The organism is Streptomyces sp. NPDC023157 (assembly GCF_055560575.1).
The window spans coordinates 77371-92904 of record NZ_JBVHIL010000002.1; the positions used below are offsets into that span (position 1 = coordinate 77371).

The following is a 15534-nucleotide window of genomic DNA, read 5'->3' on the forward strand; positions in this document are numbered from 1 at the left end:
GCTTTCTCGGACAGTTCCCTTCCAGCACATCACCGGAGTTCGCGCAGATCGTCGGAGTGCGGGACGAGAAGCGGTACGGGGCTCTGGACCTGGCCGTCCACCGGACCGGGACCCTGGTCCTGGTCCGATCTCGCCCCAGGGGCGGAGCCGGCGCCGCGGCAGGCAGGGACAATGGCATGAGCCAGGTGTCGATGCCGGGCGGGCCGTCCGGCATCACGGCGGGGAACAGCGAAGAAGGGACCAACATGGCGCGTCGCAGCGCTTTGCCGTCGCGCCAGGAACTGCGCGGGCGTCTCTTCCCGCCGGACGCCGACGCGTTGCCGTGGACCCGCAACGACGCCCTGCTGACCGTTGGTGCAGCCGTCGTGGACCTCGTCGGATACACCGCGTTCTCACAGGTTTCGGGCGTGCCCATGTCGAGTCTCGGCATCCTCCTCCTGACGGTGACCGCGATGCCGCTGCTCATGAGGCGCCGCTTCCCGCTCACCGTCATGGCCGTCAGCCTGGTGCTCGTTGCGCTGGTGAACCTGACGACGTCCATCAGCCATCACTTCGGCGCCGCCCTCGCGGTCGCCCTCTACTCGGCTGCCCGGACGGGCCGTCCGCGGGCGACGGCCACCCTGACGATCGGGGCGATCGGCGTCACCCTGCTCACCCCGGACCTCGCCGCCCCACACGGGTTCCTGAACGTGACCAGCGCCGGCCTCGCCGCCTGCCTCGTTGCCGCCACCGGTCTCGCAGTCAACCGGTGGCACCAGAAGACGGAGGCCAACCGCCGGCTCCTCGCCGACCGGGCGCTTGCGGAGGAACGCCGCCGCATCGCCAGGGAGCTGCATGACATCGTCGCCCACCGCATCACCATCATGCAGCTGATGGCGGGCGGCGCCCGCGCCAACCTCGACCACGACACCGGTGTCGCCCGCGACGCCCTGGTCACCTTGGAGGAGTCGGGGCGGCTGGCCCTGCGCGAGATGCGGCAGCTCCTCGACGTCTTGCGGACCGACGAGGACACGGCGACCGACCGGCATGGCACCCCGGAGTCGCCGCAGCCCGGCCTGGCCGACCTCGACCGTCTGATCAAGGAATCTCGGCAGGCCGGACAGCCCACCGAGCTGACCGTGGACGGCGAGCCCGGACGACTGCCGCCGGTGGTCGGTCTCACTCTCTACCGGGTCGTCCAGGAGGCACTGACCAATGCCCGCAAGCACGCGGGTCCCGACGTGCCGGTGAAGGTCCGCCTCACATGTCGACCCGAGCGCGTCCATGTGTCCGTCACCGACCAGGGCGCGATGGACGCGGCCGACTTTCCTTCGGGCCCCGGCATCAGGCGTGGCTCTGGATACGGTCTGGTCGGCATGCGTGAACGGGTCGCCCTGCACGGCGGCGTACTGGAGGCCGGTCCGCTGTCCGAGGTCGGCTTCCAGGTCGTGGCCAGCCTGCCGCTGGAAGCTCCGACGGGCGAGGATGAGGAGGACTGACCGGTGAGCGGGACGAACACCGAAAACGAGGCCGTGGGCGAGCGGACGATCCGGGTACTGATCGCGGACGACCAGCCGCTGGTGCGGCGCGGGCTGGCCCTGATCCTCGGCCCCTCTCCGGGCATCACCGTGGTTGCCGAGGCCGAAAACGGTGAGCAGGCTCTTGTGCTCGCCCGCGAGTACCGGCCCGATGTCGTGGTGATGGACATCCGGATGCCCGTCCTCGACGGTGTGGCCGCCACCGAGCGACTGGCTCGTGACCTTCCCGAGTGCCGGGTGCTCGCCCTCAGCACCTTCGACATGGACGAGTACGTGGTCGCCGCACTGCGCGCCGGCGCATACGGTTTCCTGCCCAAGGACAGCTCGCCCGAGGACCTCGTGGCCGCGATCCGCACCGTCCGTGCGGGCGAGGCCGCCGTCGCTCCCCGTCTGCTGACCCGGCTGATCTCCGCCTATGTCAGGAACGAGCAGGTTGCGCCCCCGTCCCGTCGGCGGCCCGCCGCAGAGGACACCCCCGGTCTCACACCGCGCGAGGTGGAGGTCTGGCGCCTGGTGGCTACCGGCCTGGACAACAACCAGATCGCACGCACCATGGAGATCAGTGTCTCCACCGTAAAGAACTACATCACCAGCATCTTTGACAAACTCGGCGTCCGTGACCGGGCGCAGGCGGTGATTGCGGCCTACGAGTCGGGCCTGGTGGCAGCCCTACGGTCCGCCGACCCGGACTGAACCGAGCCCTTCGGGCCGGGACGACGTCCTGCCGTGTCATCTGTTGCCCCGCGTCGGGCCGGAGTCGACATGCGCTCGGCGTGGCCGACCGACAGCGCGCGGAGACAGCGGCAGCGGCGCTCGGCAGGCAGGTGGACTGGCTGGTCGCGATCGACTCCACCAACGTGCGGGCCCACCAGCACGCGGCCGCCGAAGGGGGCTCGAAGAACGCGGCCTCGGACGCTCCCGCGGGGGACCGACCCGGCATCGACATGGAAATCACCGCCCGCAAGCCCGGGACCAGGGGATTCACCCCGATCCCGAAACGATGGGCGGTCGAGCGGACCTACGGCTGGCTAATGCTCCACCGCCGTCTTACCCGCGACTACGAAACCCTGCCCACCCGCTCCGAGGCCGTGATCCACATTGCCATGACCGACCTCATGGCCCGCCGCCTCACCGGCGAGAACACCACCTCCTGGCGCGACCCGATACCACAGACCAAACAGCCGATCCCGGGATAAAACATCGGGCGAAAACGACCTCTCAGCCCGCAGGGGCCTCACCTCGGCTGACGCGGTCCCACTCCTCCATGGACTGCTCGATGAGGCGGTTGGCCTGCTCCCGCACGCCGTCCAGGAACTTGGCGTAGTGGCGGAAGGGAACCTCGATGCTCTGACCCGCGCGGCGAGCGCATTCGGCTGGGTCCACACCGGAGTACAACCAGAACGAGATGCCGGCGTGCCTGAGATCGTAGGGACGCTTGGCCAGCCCGGAGCTGAGCTCCATGCGTGTCAGTACGTACTTCCGCGCCCGCGCCCACGTCGTGCCATAGGCCGCTGGGTCCACGTAGTTGCCGGCCTGGTTCCGGAACAGCCGACCGTCCGGTGCCACGCCGAAGCGGTCGATGTGTGCACGGAGGAGATGTACGAACTGCGGCGGGATGGGCACGGGCCGAGTCGCGGTAGCTGCGCGGCGCTTGAGCGAGTGCACCTCGTGCACCGCGCCGTCATCTGTCCACTCCTTCCACAGCACCTCGCCGGCGGGGTCGGTGACGACCTGGACGTTCACGCCGTGCCAGCGGTGTTTGGCCGCGTAGTCGGCGCGGCTGTCGCCGACCCGGTCGCATTCGGCGAGGGTCCCGTCCAGCAGGACGAAGTCCGGATCGTGCTCGCGCAGTGTCTTGAGCAGGCCCGATGCCTGGTCGGCGAGCAGGCCGGTCACGGTGGTGACGTTTGCGTGTGCGGTGCCGACGGATATCCCGAAGCCGGCCGCGATCCGGGTGAGTGTGTCGTGGCGGCGCAGGTAGACCAGAGCGACGAGCGCGCGCTGGTGTGGCGGGAGTTTGCATCGCCGGTCACCCTCACGGGTGACGATGAGCATCGTGACCCGCTCGACCAGGGCGTGCGGGAGGTCGAGTGCGACAGGATAGGGAACCAACAGGGCTCCTGTGCCGATGGGTTGAGACGTCGAACACCTCCCTCAACGGCACGGGGGCTTTGTGTGTTGCGGCCCTCATCTCGATCTGACCGGCGCCACCCGATCAGTGGCCACGCTGAAAACGCTCATTGACGCACAGGAGTGGCTCACCGCCTACTACTTGCCGCCATACGCACCCGACCTCAACCCCGTGGAAGGCATCTGGTCGATCCTCCGCCGGACCAGCCAGGCCAACACCGCCTTCGCCGACCCCGACCACCTGATCCATCGCCTGCGACACGACCTCCGCCAGATCCAGTGCCGCAGCGACATCGTCCACGGATGCCTCACAGCGACCGGCCTCACACCGGCGACACCACGCGTACACCCTCAGTAACGGCGGGTGGTGGCCGGAGCGCATACGCAACGCCCACGACCCACTGTTCGGTGCGGAGCTCGGCCTGAACTCCGGGCCCAGCGAGCCGCGTGGCTCGTGTTCGGTGACGAGGCGAGAGTGCGGGAGCGCAGCCCGCGTCTGCTGACGGTGGCCCGTGGTGTCCGGGACCTTCGGAGTCTCGATGCCGGGTACGACCGGGCCGGGCGCTTCCGTGGCCTCCCCAGCGCGGAGTGACACGGACTCCTCGCTCCCGGCCGGCACTTGGACTTGGAGCCGTTCGAAGCACCCGGAGGCAGCGGGTGGAAGCCTCATGGCAGCGGTACCCCCCTCGGCGTTCTCGCGGACGTCCAGGTGTACGCGGTCAACTCCGGCCCTCGGTTCCAGGGCAAGGGCACTCACCGTTCTGCCTCCACACCCGCGAACGCGGCGTCCTCGCCGACGACGATCTGCTCACCGTCGCGGCCCTGCTCAGCGGCAAGGACTTCGACTGCACGCCGGTCTGCGCGGTGCGCCGACAGCCGCCCTGCCAAGCGCCGTCGACGGAGCAGGTGGCCTGGCCGAGCCCTGGCGCCTGCCTGTCCGTGGAGACGATCCACCTTCTACCCGGCAGATCGCACAGGCTGGCGCGGCACAGCAGATCCGAACGATCCCAGGGGCGGCCGAAAACGATCAGCCCGCGCACTCGGTGACGGTCGGGAGAAGGCCCTCCGAGGGCGACGGCCCCTCAGGGTTTCGATGGTTGGGCGAGGGATGCGATGCCGGCTTCGAGGAAGGCGAAGCCGGTCCGCAGGGCCTGTTCTGCGTCCTGGTTCTCGGCTGTGGCGTATGCCTGGGTGATGACGGCGACGATGGCAGCGGCGGCGAGGGCGGGCCCGGCATCGTCGGGGGCCGCTCCGATGTCGCGGGCGATCGACGTGGTGCCCGCCCGGACTGCGTCGGAGTAGTGAATGCTCCGCAGGGCCTGGAGTTCGGGGTTGGCCTCGAACATGCGATGTTCCAGGAGGTCGAGCTCTGTGGCTGCCTTGATCTCCTGGTCCAGCCACGCCTTGACGGCGTCCAGCGTGCTCACGCCGTCGGGGCGGTCCGTCAGGGCGTCCGTCAGGCGCTGGAGTGAGTCGGCCGTGCGGGCCAGGGCGAGATCCTGCTTGCTGGGGAAGTACAGGGTCACGGTACGGCGCGCGACCTCGGCGGCCTGAGCGATGTCGTCGATCGTCGTGGGGCCGTAGCCGCGTTCGGCGAAGAGGCGGTAGGCCGCTCGCGTGATCGCTTCCCTGCGGCGCTGCTTTCCGCGCTCCCTCAGCCCCGGTTGGTCCATGGCGGAACCCTACCTCCAGAGCGGTAAATGCCATGCAGTGCATTTTTATCCTAGGATGCATAAATCTGTTGTTGCTGGGAGAAGGAGCGATGGGCGTGGCCGGACGGCTGTATGAACTGGGGCGCTGGGCGGCGCGGCGTCGGGGCCGGGTGCTACTGGCGTGGCTGTTGCTGGTTGTGGTGGTCAGCACGTTGGGTGGTGCGCTGGGTGGACAGCTGGGCACCACGTACTCCGTGCCTGGCATTGAGTCGCAGCAGGCGCAGGAACTCCTCGCCCGGAAGTTTCCGGCTGCCTCCGGTGGTTCCGCGCGCGTGATCATCGCCGCGCCTGAGGGGCGCACGCTGACGGAGGCTGGCGCCCGCGAGGCGTTGGCGGGCGCGTTGGATTCCGTTGCCCGGGTTCCGGGGGTGGTGCATGTCGCCGGGCCGGAGACGGGAGGGGCGCTGTCGGCGGACCGTCGGATCGGGTACGCGGATGTCCAGTTCGCTCAGCCGGCCTCCGAGGTGACGGAGTCGGCCAGGTCGGCTCTGTCCGGGGCGGTGGAGCCGCTGCGTGAGGCCGGTCTGCAGGTCGAGTTCGGCGGTTCGGTGCTGCCTGTCGCGGGTGGCGGGATCGGTGGCGCCGGAGAGATCGTCGGTGTGATCGTCGCGTTCGCCGTGCTGGCCGTCACCCTCGGTTCGCTGTTGGCCGCCGGACTGCCCCTGCTCACCGCACTGGTGGGTGTCGCCGTCGGTGTGATGGGTGTCCTTTTCGTGTCGGGCTTCGTGGAGATGACCAACACGGCCACCGTGCTGGCCCTGATGATCGGCCTGGCCGTGGGAATCGACTACGCCCTGTTCGTCATCTCCCGCCATCGCGAACTGCTGGCCGATCCCGGCACCCGTGTGGAGGAAGCGATCGCGCGGGCCACCGCCACGGCCGGGACCGCAGTCGTCTTCGCCGGCCTGACCGTCGTGATCGCGCTGGCCGCGCTGGCGCTGACCGGGATCCCGTTCCTTGCCGTCATGGGTCTGGCCGCCGCGTTCACCGTGCTCGTCGCCGTGACGGTCGCGGTCACCCTGGTTCCGGCTCTCCTGTCCTACTCGGGTGAACGCCTCCGGCCCCGGCTCCGCCCGACCACGAGGAAGCCGGCCGGAGCGTGGAGCATGGCCTGGGCCCGGGCCGTCACCCGCCGCCCCGTCATCGTCCTTCTCACCGGTACCGTCCTGCTGACCGCGCTCGCCCTGCCCGCGCGCAACCTCCGTCTCGGACTGCCCGGCAACGAGAGCCAGCCCGTCGCCAGCACCCAGCATCGTGGATACCAGCTGCTCGCCGAAGGCTTCGGCCCCGGCTTCAACGCCACTCTGGCCGTGGTCGTCGCCGATCTTCCCGCTGCCGAACGCCAGCAGGTCCTCGACGGCCTGCGCACCACACTGGCCGCCGAGAAGGGCGTCGCCGTCGTCGCTCCTCCGGTCACCAACGCGGACGGATCCGTCGCGCTGCTCGGCATCGTGCCCACCACCGGCCCCGACGACGAAGCCACCACCGACCTCGTCCACCGTCTGCGCGACGACCACCAGACCGTGACCGATGCCGGCGGCACCATGTACGTGGCGGGCGCGACCGCCGCCACCATCGACATCTCCGCCAAGCTCGCCGACGCACTGCCCCTGCTGCTCTGCATCACCGTCCTGCTCGCCCTGCTCCTCCTGACCATCGCCTTCCGGTCCCTGCTCGTCCCCCTCAAGGCGATCGTGGGATTCCTGCTGTCCATCGCCGCCAGCCTCGGAGCGGTCGTGTGGGTCTTTCAGGACGGACACCTCGCCGGCGTCGTCCAGCTCGCCGCAGCCGCCCCGATCCTGTGCTTCCTGCCCGTCCTGGTCATCGGCGTGCTCTTCGGACTCGCCATGGACTACGAGGTCTTCCTCGTCTCCCGGATCCGTGAGCACTACCAGCACACCGGCAACGCGCACGAGGCCATCACCCACGGCCTCGCCCGCAGCGGACGCGTCGTCACCGCTGCCGCACTCATCATGGCCGCCGTCTTCGGCGGATTCATCTTCAGCCCCGACCCCGTCATCAAGTCCATCGGCTTCGCCCTCACCGTCGGCGTCCTCATCGACGCCTTCCTCGTACGCCTCACCCTCGTCCCCGCTGCCCTGGCCATCCTCGGAGACCGCGCCTGGTCCCTCCCCGCACGCCTGGACCGACTCGTCCCCCACGTCGACATCGAAGGCACCACGACGACCGTCGCACCCACGGTCCCGGACTCCAAGGAGCCCGTCGCCGCCACCCGCACCTGACCGCCCACCTGCCACGGCGTGCCTCTGGGGCCAGAGGCACCGGCCATCGGCTCCCGGAGGCCGCTGCCCCGCCCGCTTGCACCGGGCTGGGCAGCGGGCCCGGGTGTACTCGGCGCCCCCGGTCCCGGCACCAACGGCCCCTTCGGCCGCTGGCCCGAGCCGGACAAAGACGACCCGGCACAGGGTCCACCACCGGAATCACTGCGAACGCACACCCTCGTGTGCCCACACTGCGCGGCGGGACCGGCCGACGGTCAGGCCCGCGCCCTCGCCCTGGACGGGGACCGACTCAGCCTGACGTGGCATGCCGCCTCCTGCCCCCACCACGCCGCCGACCGCGTCCTGGCAGGACGTCCCCCGGCCGCTGGACCTGAGGGGCAGCCGCCGGCTGTCTCCAGGTCGAAGGCGACCGGTTTCGTCGCGGGGTCCGCGCGGTCCAGGGCGAGTGGGTGAGGTCAAGAGGCGGGGACGGAGTCCTCGAAGGCTGTTCCGTTCGAGCGGTACGTGGCGACCTTCGCCGCCACTTCGGCGGGGGTGAGGACCTGGTCCTTCACGTGAAGGACGTAGTCGACCTGCTCCTCGTAGGCGCGAGGGGTAGTGGAGGTCTGCCCGGCAAGGTCGATCAGCCACTGGTTGAAGTGGATCGACATGGGCCGCTCGGGCAGGTAGCGGGCGTCGTGCCGGGCGAACTCCTTGCCGTCGAGGTAGTAGACGAGTGCCGTGTCGTCGATGGTCAGGACGAGGTCGTGCCAGCCGGCCTGGCTGGTGCGGGCCTCGGTGTGCTGGTTGACCGCCTCCCACGGGTCGGGGCGGAAGGTCTCCCAGGAGGTGGTGTAGAGGACGTTCGCCGTCTCGCCCCAGCCGCCGTTGGGGAGGTACTCGAAGTCGTACTCGGCGTAGTCGTCCGCCATCGGAGCGGTGAGGTCGTTGATGGTGAAGAAGCTCTGGACCAGGTGGTCACCGTCCGGACCACTGGCCGGAGCGTCCGCGAAGCGCACGCGGGCGGCGTACGTACCGCTCTTGAACTTCCGCACGCCCGTGTGCACTTCGGTTTGCCGGGTCGACGCGCCCGAGCCCTGGGTCGACGTGCGCAGCGTCATGACGGAGTTCGTGCCCTGCTTCGCGAAGGTCACGTTCTCCGGCGCCCAGACCGCCTCGCCGACACCGGGGCCGCCTCCGCCGGAGCGGATGGTCCAGCCATGTGCGGCGATCGCCGGATCGGTGTGGCCGGTGTAGTCGAAGTCGTCGAAGAGGACACCCCGGCCGGCCGGGGGCACGGTCGGACCGGTGGGGAGCGGATCGGTAGGCGTCGGAGTGGTGGGAGTGGGGCCGGTCGGGGTCGCGGGTGGGGTCGGCGTCGGCTCGCTTCCGGCCGGGGCCGTGCCCCAGACCTGCACGCCGCCGACGGTGGCGGTGATCTTGCTCCAGTTCCCGTACGCGGACTGCGCCGGGCCGAACGAATAGTCGTCGAATTGGTCGAGCGGCTGCCAGTCGGAGCGGTGGAAGCGCAGCTGTACGTCGCCGGTGTCGGCGCCCGGCTCGAGGGACCCGGCGCCTGCGGCGAACCCGACCTCCAGGTACCGGTCCGCCGTGGCGGTCGGGTTCGCCAGCGTGCCGAACGTGCCCGTCACCTGCGTACAGCCCCTGACCGCCCAGTCGCACGCGTAGCTGTAGGAGGCGCCGGGGTCACCCTTGAAGTAGTAGCGCAGCTTGACCTGGCTCAATGGGACGCTCGTCGACCCGGTGTTGACCACCGTGAACCACGGCGCAGCCTGGTCAACGCCCGTGCCGCCATGCCGGTACCGGACGGCGACGCTCTCTTCCGCGGCGGCGGCCGGAAGGGCGGTCAACGCCGTGGCACCGAGGCCGATGACGGTGGCGGCTGCGAGGGCGGTGCGTATCCGCAGCTTGCGGCGGCCTGTTCCGTTGCGCATGGGGATTCCTCTTGGAGAGGCGATGGGGGGAAGGCAGCACGATGCCGAGGGCGAAGCCTGCTGCTTCAACGCCCTTGGTGGGGACGGCTGGTCATGCGCCGAGGAGAAGTTGGCATAGACCAATGGGGGCGTCAACCCCTGGCTGCCCTCAGGCGCGTACGAGGGGGCCGCGCTCGACGTCGCCCGTGCCCACCCCCTTCCGGGAAGGGGCCGCGTCCTGGGACCTGCAGGACGAACGGATGAACTCGGCCCGCTCGGTGGCCACTTCGCGGCGATCCGGCCCCGCGCCACGGGAGGGTGCGCTCAAGGCCCACACCGAGCCGGACCACAAGAGGTGCTCGCCCGGCGGCCTGAGCCGTCGGGCGGTCCGGCTCGTTCAGGACGTGCCCTGCGTCCGGTCGCGCAGGGCGTCCACCAGGACCCTGTGCAGGCGGGCGAGGTCGGCTGCCATGTCGATGTCGGGTTTGAGAAGCCACTGGAGCTGGAGGCCGTCGGTGACGGCGAGCAGGACGCGGGCCGCCCAGTCGGCGTCGAGTTCCGACTGGTCGACGGCTGCCGCGGGGGCGTTGGATGCGGCGGTCTCGGCGAGCATGCCGGCCAGGCCGTCGCGGTACCGCTCGTAGCGCCGGGTGAAGAAGTCGTGGGCCGGGTGCTCCGGTTCGGCAGCGGCGGCGGCCACATCGACGAAGAGCTTCACCAGCCCCGGCGTGGCGGCGTTGCGGGCCAGGATCTCCAGCGCGGCAGGCGGGTTCTCGATGGGGTCGCCGAAGGAGGCGACGGCCTCGGCGTCGCGGGCTTCGAGTACGGCCGTGAGCAGTCCCTCACGGTTGCCGAAGTGATGCAGCACGCCGGCGTCGGTCATCCCCACGCGCTGGGCGATGTCACGTACGGACACGCTACGGCTGCCCGCTTCCTCGTAGGCGGCGAGGGCGGCTTCGAGGATCTTCTGGCGCTTGGCCGAGGTCTTGGCGTAGGGGCCCCGAGGAGTACTCATGCGGGCAGTCTACGAACCCCAGCCGAAAACCTTGAAGCTCTAGGGTTTCGTGGCTAGGGTGAGCCGACCTTGAGCGCGGGCACAGCAAAGGAGCTGTCCATGACGTCGCCGTCTGCCGGTCCGGTCCTGCCGGATGTGCCGGTCCCCGAGAAGGAACCACCCGCGAGAGCAGGCCGCCTGGGCCCCGTACTGGGCATCGCGCACCTGAGCTGGATGCTGCCGGTCGCCGCGTCGCACACTCTGCTCCTGGCGCTCCTTGAGCAGTTCGACGAGGGGACCAAGACCGGCCGCTACGCCGTCCTGGCGGGGGCCGGTGCGGTCGCCGCGATGGCGGCCAACATCGTGATCGGGGTGCTGTCGGACCGCACCCGCTCGCGCTGGGGGCGGCGTAACCCGTGGATCCTGTGCGGCGGGTTCACCACGGCCGTTCTGGGTTGCGCGGTGTCGTTCACACAGAGCTTTCCCGTCCTCGTACTGCTGTGGATCGGATTCCAGATCGGCCTCAACGCGGTCGTCGCGCCGCTCAACGCGGTCATGCCCGACCGGGTGGCCCCCGCCCACCTGGGCAAGGCGTCCTCCTGGGCCGGTATCGGCTCGCTGCTTGGCATGGGAATCGGCGGTGTGGCCGCCGGGCTTCTGGTCGCGGCGCCGGTGCTCGGGCTTCGCTGGATCTTCTGGACCATCCCGGTGGGCGGGCTCGTGCTGATGCTCGCGGCGCCCGACCGGTCGAGCACCCGCCTGCCCCGGGAACGCTTCTCGGGCCGCCTCTTCGCCCGGAGCCTGGTGCCGCCACGGGACGCGGACCTGTTGTGGGCGATGGCCGGCAGGCTGCTGACCCTGCTCGGCATCAACCTCATCCTCGTGTACCAGCTCTACGTGCTCAAGGACTACCTGGGCATGTCCACCGAGCGGGCCGGTTCCACGATCGCGCTGGCCAGCGTCATCCACGTGGCCGTCTCCGGCGTCGCGATCGCGGTGTCCGGTCCGCTCTCCGACCGGCTCGGGCGGCGCAAGGCGTTCATCGTCGTCTCCGCCTCGATCGGAGCGGCGGCCGTCGTACCACTGTCCGCCACCACCTCGCTGTGGGCGTACTTCACGTTCGTCGTCGCGGCGGCCCTCGGGTTCGGCTGCTTCCTCGCCGTCGACCAGGCCGTCATGGCCCAGGTACTGCCGCAGGCGGAGAACCGGGCCCGGGACCTGGGCTTCCTCAACATCGCCAACACCGTGCCCTCCCTGATCGCCCCGATCCTCGCCGCCGCGGTGGTCCCCGCCTTCGGCTACCCGTTCTTGTTCCTGCTCGCGACCGTCATCGCCGTCGCCGGCGGCCTGTGCATCCTGCCGATCCGCCGCGTCGCATGACCGCGGCCCGTCCGGAAGGACCCCACCACCCCATGACGCGAACGTCCGCCCGCCCGGCGAGGTGTCCCGACGGATTCCTCTGGGGCGCCTCCACCTCCGCGCACCAGACCGAGGGCGCCAACACGGCCAGCGACTGGTGGGCCCTGGAACACAGCGGCCTCACCGACCACATCAAGGAACCGAGCGGGGACGCCTGCGACAGCTACCACCGCTGGCGTGAGGACATGGACCTGCTCGCCGGACTCGGTTTCACCGACTACCGCTTCAGCATCGAATGGGCCCGCATCGAACCCGCGCCGGGTCTGTTCTCCCGCGCCGCGATCGCCCACTACCGGCGCATGGTCGAGGGCGCCCTCGCGCGCGGACTGCGCCCCATGATCACTCTCCATCACTTCACCGCACCGCTCTGGTTCGCCGAGCGAGGCGGCTGGACCGCACCCGAAGCGCCCGAGGCGTTCGCCCGGTTCGTCCGGTCCGCGGCGCCCGTCTTCACCGACGGCGTCGAGCACGTGTGCACCATCAACGAACCCAACATGGTCGCCGTCATGGCAGCGGTACGGCAGACACTGACCGTCGGCGGCACCCTGCCCGCCCTCGGGCTCCCGCTGCCCGACCCGGCCACCACCACGGCCCTCGTCGCCGCCCACCGCCGTGCCGTCGACACGATCAAGACACTCGCACCCCACATCCGTACGGGCTGGTCCGTGGCCAACCAGGCGTACCAGGCGGTGGACGGGGCCGACGACGTCACCGCCGCCCACCGTCACCCCAGGGAGGACGTCTTCCTGGAGGCCGCGCGCGGGGACGACTGGCTCGGTGTCCAGTCGTACAGCCGTAACCTCGTCGGCCCCGACGGTCCCCTGCCCGTCCCCGAGAACGCCGAACGCACCGCCATGGGATGGGAGTTCTACCCGGAAGCGCTCGGCGAGGCCCTGCGTCACAGCGCCGCCGTCGCCCCCGGCGTACCGCTCGTCGTCACCGAGAACGGCATCGCGACCGATGACGACAGCCGGCGCATCGACTACACCACGCGTGCCCTCGCCTCCATGGCCGCCGCCATGGCCGACGGCGCCGACGTGCGCGGCTACTTCCACTGGAGCGCCCTCGACAACTACGAGTGGGGCACCTTCACGCCCGCCTTCGGACTGATCGCCGTGAACCGGCAGACCTTCGCCCGTTCGCCCAAGCCGTCCGCGGCCTGGCTCGGCTCCCTCAACCCCGCCCGCACGACCGCACGTGACCTCGCATGACCGACACCGACCGCGGCGACCGTACGTCCCCGCGCGACCCCGGCCCGCTGAACCACAGACCCGCACCCGCATCTCACCGAGGGGAGACGACATGACGGCCGACGCGGCAACCGACCGGCTCACGCTGGAGGAACAGGCGTCCCTGACCTCCGGCAGCACCACCTGGAACACCACACCGGTACGGGACGTGGTGCGCGCCCTCACCCTGTCCGACGGTCCCCACGGGATCCGCCGACAGAAGGACGTCCCGGGCGATCCGCTCGGCATCCAGGGCAGTCGGCCCGCCACCTGTTTCCCGCCCGCCGTCACGCTCGGTTCCTCCTGGGACCCTGCGCTCGCCGTCCGCGTCGGCGCCGCGATCGCCCGCGAGGCGTCCGCCCTGGGCGTCGACGTCGTCCTCGGGCCGGGCGTCAACATCAAGCGCAGTCCGCTGTGCGGCCGGAACTTCGAGTACTTCTCCGAGGACCCGCACATCAGCGGGGTGATGGGCGCGGCGATCGTCGAGGGCATCCAGTCCCTGGGCGTCGGAGCGTGCGTCAAGCACTTCGCCGTGAACAACCAGGAGACGGACCGCATGCGGGTGAGCGCGGACGTCGACGAGCAGACGCTGCGCGAGATCTACCTGCCCGCGTTCGAGCACATCGTGCGCGAGGCGAAGCCGTACGCGGTGATGTGCTCGTACAACAGGGTCAACGGCGTCCACGCAAGCCAGCACCGTCGGCTGCTCACCGAGGTCCTGCGCGAGGAGTGGGGTTTCGACGGCCTGGTGATGTCGGACTGGGGCGCCGTGAACGACCGTGTCGCGGCACTGGCCGCCGGGCTCGACCTGGAGATGCCGCCCACCGGCACCGACGACCAGATCGTGACAGCGGTGCGCGAGGGCCGGCTGGACCCCACGGTGGTGTCCACCGCGGCGGGTCGGCTGCTGACCCTGCGCGACCGGGTCGACCGGGCGGCCCGCTTCGAGGACTGGGACGTCGGCGCCCACCACGAGCTGGCCCGCGAGGCGGCCCGTTCCTCGGCCGTCCTGCTGAAGAACGACGGCGGCCTGCTCCCGCTGGACCCGACGGCACGTCAGCACATCGCCGTCATCGGTGAGTTCGCCCGCACGCTCCGCTTCCAGGGCGGGGGCAGCTCCCACGTCGAGCCCACCCGCACCGACAGCCCCCTGGACGCGCTGCGCGAAGCAGTCGGCCCGGACACGGAGGTCGCCTTCGCGCCCGGATTCACCCTCGACGGGGAGCGCGACCCCGCACTCGTCTCCGAGGCCGTCGCCCTCGCGGCCCGCGCGGACGTCGCACTGGTCTTCCTCGGCCTGCCCGAGGCGGCCGAGACCGAGGGCCTGGACCGTACGCACATCGGTCTGCCCACAGCGCAGCTCGACCTCCTCCGCGAGATCGCCGGTACGTGCGCACGGGTGGCCGTGGTCCTGGCCAACGGCGGTGTCGTGTCGGTCTCCGAATGGGAGGAGCACGCCCAGGCCGTCCTCGAAGGATGGCTGCCGGGCCAGGCCGGCGGCGCCGCCCTGGCCGACCTCCTCCTCGGACGTCACAGCCCCTCGGGCCGGCTCACCGAAACCATTCCCCACCGACTCGAGGACGTCCCCTCCCACCTGTACTTCCCCGGCGCTGACGGGCACGTCTTCCACGGCGAGGGCCGTTACGTCGGATACCGCCACTACGACACCCTCGACCGGCCCGTCGCCTACCCCTTCGGCCACGGCCTGACCTACACCACCTTCGCCTACAGCGACCTGACGGCGGAGCAGACCGGCGACAACCGGTGGACGGTCGAAGTCACGCTCACCAACACCGGCACCCGCCATGCCCACGAGGTCGCCCAGCTGTACGTCGCCCACGACGAGGCCCGTCCGACCCGCCCCCGCCATGAACTCCGCGGCTTCGCCAAGATAGGCCTGGAGCCGGGCGCGTCCGGCCGCGCGCGCTTCGAGCTCACCGGCCGCGACCTGGCCCAGTGGTCCACCGGCCGCAACCGCCGGCGCATCAGCCCCGGAGCCTTCACCGTCGAGGTCGGTGCCTCCTCACGCGACATCCGGCTCCGCACCGTCCTGACCACGCCGGGCGACGGCCGGGGCCACGATCTCACCGCGATGTCCACCCTCGGCGAATGGCTCGACCACCCCGTCGGCGGACCGGCCGTCCGCCAGGCGCTGGAACAGGCGTCCGTCCCCATCGAGCTCGCGCAGGACAACCCCGAACTGCTCGTCCTGGCCCGAGGTGTACCGCTCCTCAAGCTGTGCGGACTCGTCCCGGAACTCACCCCGGAGACCGTCGAGCGATTGGCCGCGCACCTGGCCGAGGAGGGAGCGCAGCACGCCCGGCCCTCGTGATCGAGCCTCGGCCGGGAGACAGGCAGGGCACGCCGCGGACATGAA

At 70.5% G+C, this 15534-nt stretch carries 10 protein-coding genes and 2 pseudogenes; 8 read left to right on the forward strand and 4 right to left on the reverse strand.

The genetic code is table 11. The features are described 5' to 3' along the window. The first annotated feature begins 176 nt into the window (after positions 1-176). From ACZ3ZE_RS06085 to ACZ3ZE_RS06095, 3 genes and pseudogenes are all read left to right on the forward strand, one after another. Complete coding sequence (locus tag ACZ3ZE_RS06085; RefSeq protein ID WP_467257614.1) at positions 177-1478, forward strand: sensor histidine kinase; 1302 nt, start codon at positions 177-179, stop codon at positions 1476-1478. A 3-nt stretch (positions 1479-1481) separates the two neighbouring features. Further along, positions 1482-2210 (forward strand): response regulator transcription factor, encoded by a 729-nt coding sequence (locus ACZ3ZE_RS06090; protein ID WP_361171147.1) that lies wholly within the window; start codon positions 1482-1484, stop codon positions 2208-2210. Between the two features lie 242 nt (positions 2211-2452). Continuing rightward, positions 2453-2713 (forward strand): annotated as a pseudogene (locus ACZ3ZE_RS06095) (transposase); the annotation flags it as partial. 466 nt (positions 2714-3179) lie between these two features. On the opposite strand, the pseudogene ACZ3ZE_RS06100 reads toward ACZ3ZE_RS06095, so the two are convergent. Next, positions 3180-3629, reverse strand: a pseudogene (locus ACZ3ZE_RS06100) (helix-turn-helix domain-containing protein); the annotation flags it as partial. A gap of 106 nt (positions 3630-3735) precedes the next feature. On the opposite strand from ACZ3ZE_RS06100, the gene ACZ3ZE_RS06105 reads away from it, so the two are divergent. After that, on the forward strand, positions 3736-4005 hold the full coding sequence (locus tag ACZ3ZE_RS06105) for a transposase (protein ID WP_467257616.1): 270 nt from the start codon (positions 3736-3738) through the stop codon (positions 4003-4005). A gap of 724 nt (positions 4006-4729) precedes the next feature. Here the strand turns inward: ACZ3ZE_RS06105 and ACZ3ZE_RS06110 are convergent. Further along, the gene (locus tag ACZ3ZE_RS06110) at positions 4730-5320 is read right to left on the reverse strand and encodes a TetR family transcriptional regulator (RefSeq protein WP_363291318.1); all 591 of its coding nucleotides are present in this window, start codon (positions 5318-5320) and stop codon (positions 4730-4732) included. A gap of 89 nt (positions 5321-5409) precedes the next feature. On the opposite strand from ACZ3ZE_RS06110, the gene ACZ3ZE_RS06115 reads away from it, so the two are divergent. Further along, positions 5410-7602: an MMPL family transporter gene (locus ACZ3ZE_RS06115; protein WP_361171139.1), complete on the forward strand. Its 2193-nt coding sequence runs from the start codon at positions 5410-5412 to the stop codon at positions 7600-7602. A gap of 455 nt (positions 7603-8057) precedes the next feature. Here the strand turns inward: ACZ3ZE_RS06115 and ACZ3ZE_RS06120 are convergent, their stop codons facing one another. Both ACZ3ZE_RS06120 and ACZ3ZE_RS06125 read right to left on the reverse strand, forming a co-directional pair. Continuing rightward, positions 8058-9536 carry a cellulose binding domain-containing protein gene (locus ACZ3ZE_RS06120; RefSeq protein WP_361171136.1) on the reverse strand — a complete coding sequence of 493 codons (1479 nt, stop codon included), beginning with the start codon at positions 9534-9536 and terminating at the stop codon, positions 8058-8060. A gap of 376 nt (positions 9537-9912) precedes the next feature. Next, positions 9913-10530 carry a TetR/AcrR family transcriptional regulator gene (locus ACZ3ZE_RS06125; RefSeq protein WP_361171133.1) on the reverse strand — a complete coding sequence of 206 codons (618 nt, stop codon included), beginning with the start codon at positions 10528-10530 and terminating at the stop codon, positions 9913-9915. A 99-nt stretch (positions 10531-10629) separates the two neighbouring features. On the opposite strand from ACZ3ZE_RS06125, the gene ACZ3ZE_RS06130 reads away from it, so the two are divergent. From ACZ3ZE_RS06130 to ACZ3ZE_RS06140, 3 genes are all read left to right on the forward strand, one after another. Then, on the forward strand, positions 10630-11889 hold the full coding sequence (locus ACZ3ZE_RS06130; protein WP_467257619.1) for an MFS transporter: 1260 nt from the start codon (positions 10630-10632) through the stop codon (positions 11887-11889). Positions 11890-11921: 32 nt separating this feature from the next. Beyond that, complete coding sequence (locus ACZ3ZE_RS06135; protein ID WP_467257622.1) at positions 11922-13139, forward strand: glycoside hydrolase family 1 protein; 1218 nt, start codon at positions 11922-11924, stop codon at positions 13137-13139. 91 nt (positions 13140-13230) lie between these two features. After that, positions 13231-15489 carry a glycoside hydrolase family 3 C-terminal domain-containing protein gene (locus ACZ3ZE_RS06140; RefSeq protein ID WP_467257625.1) on the forward strand — a complete coding sequence of 753 codons (2259 nt, stop codon included), beginning with the start codon at positions 13231-13233 and terminating at the stop codon, positions 15487-15489. Positions 15490-15534: the final 45 nt, after the last annotated feature.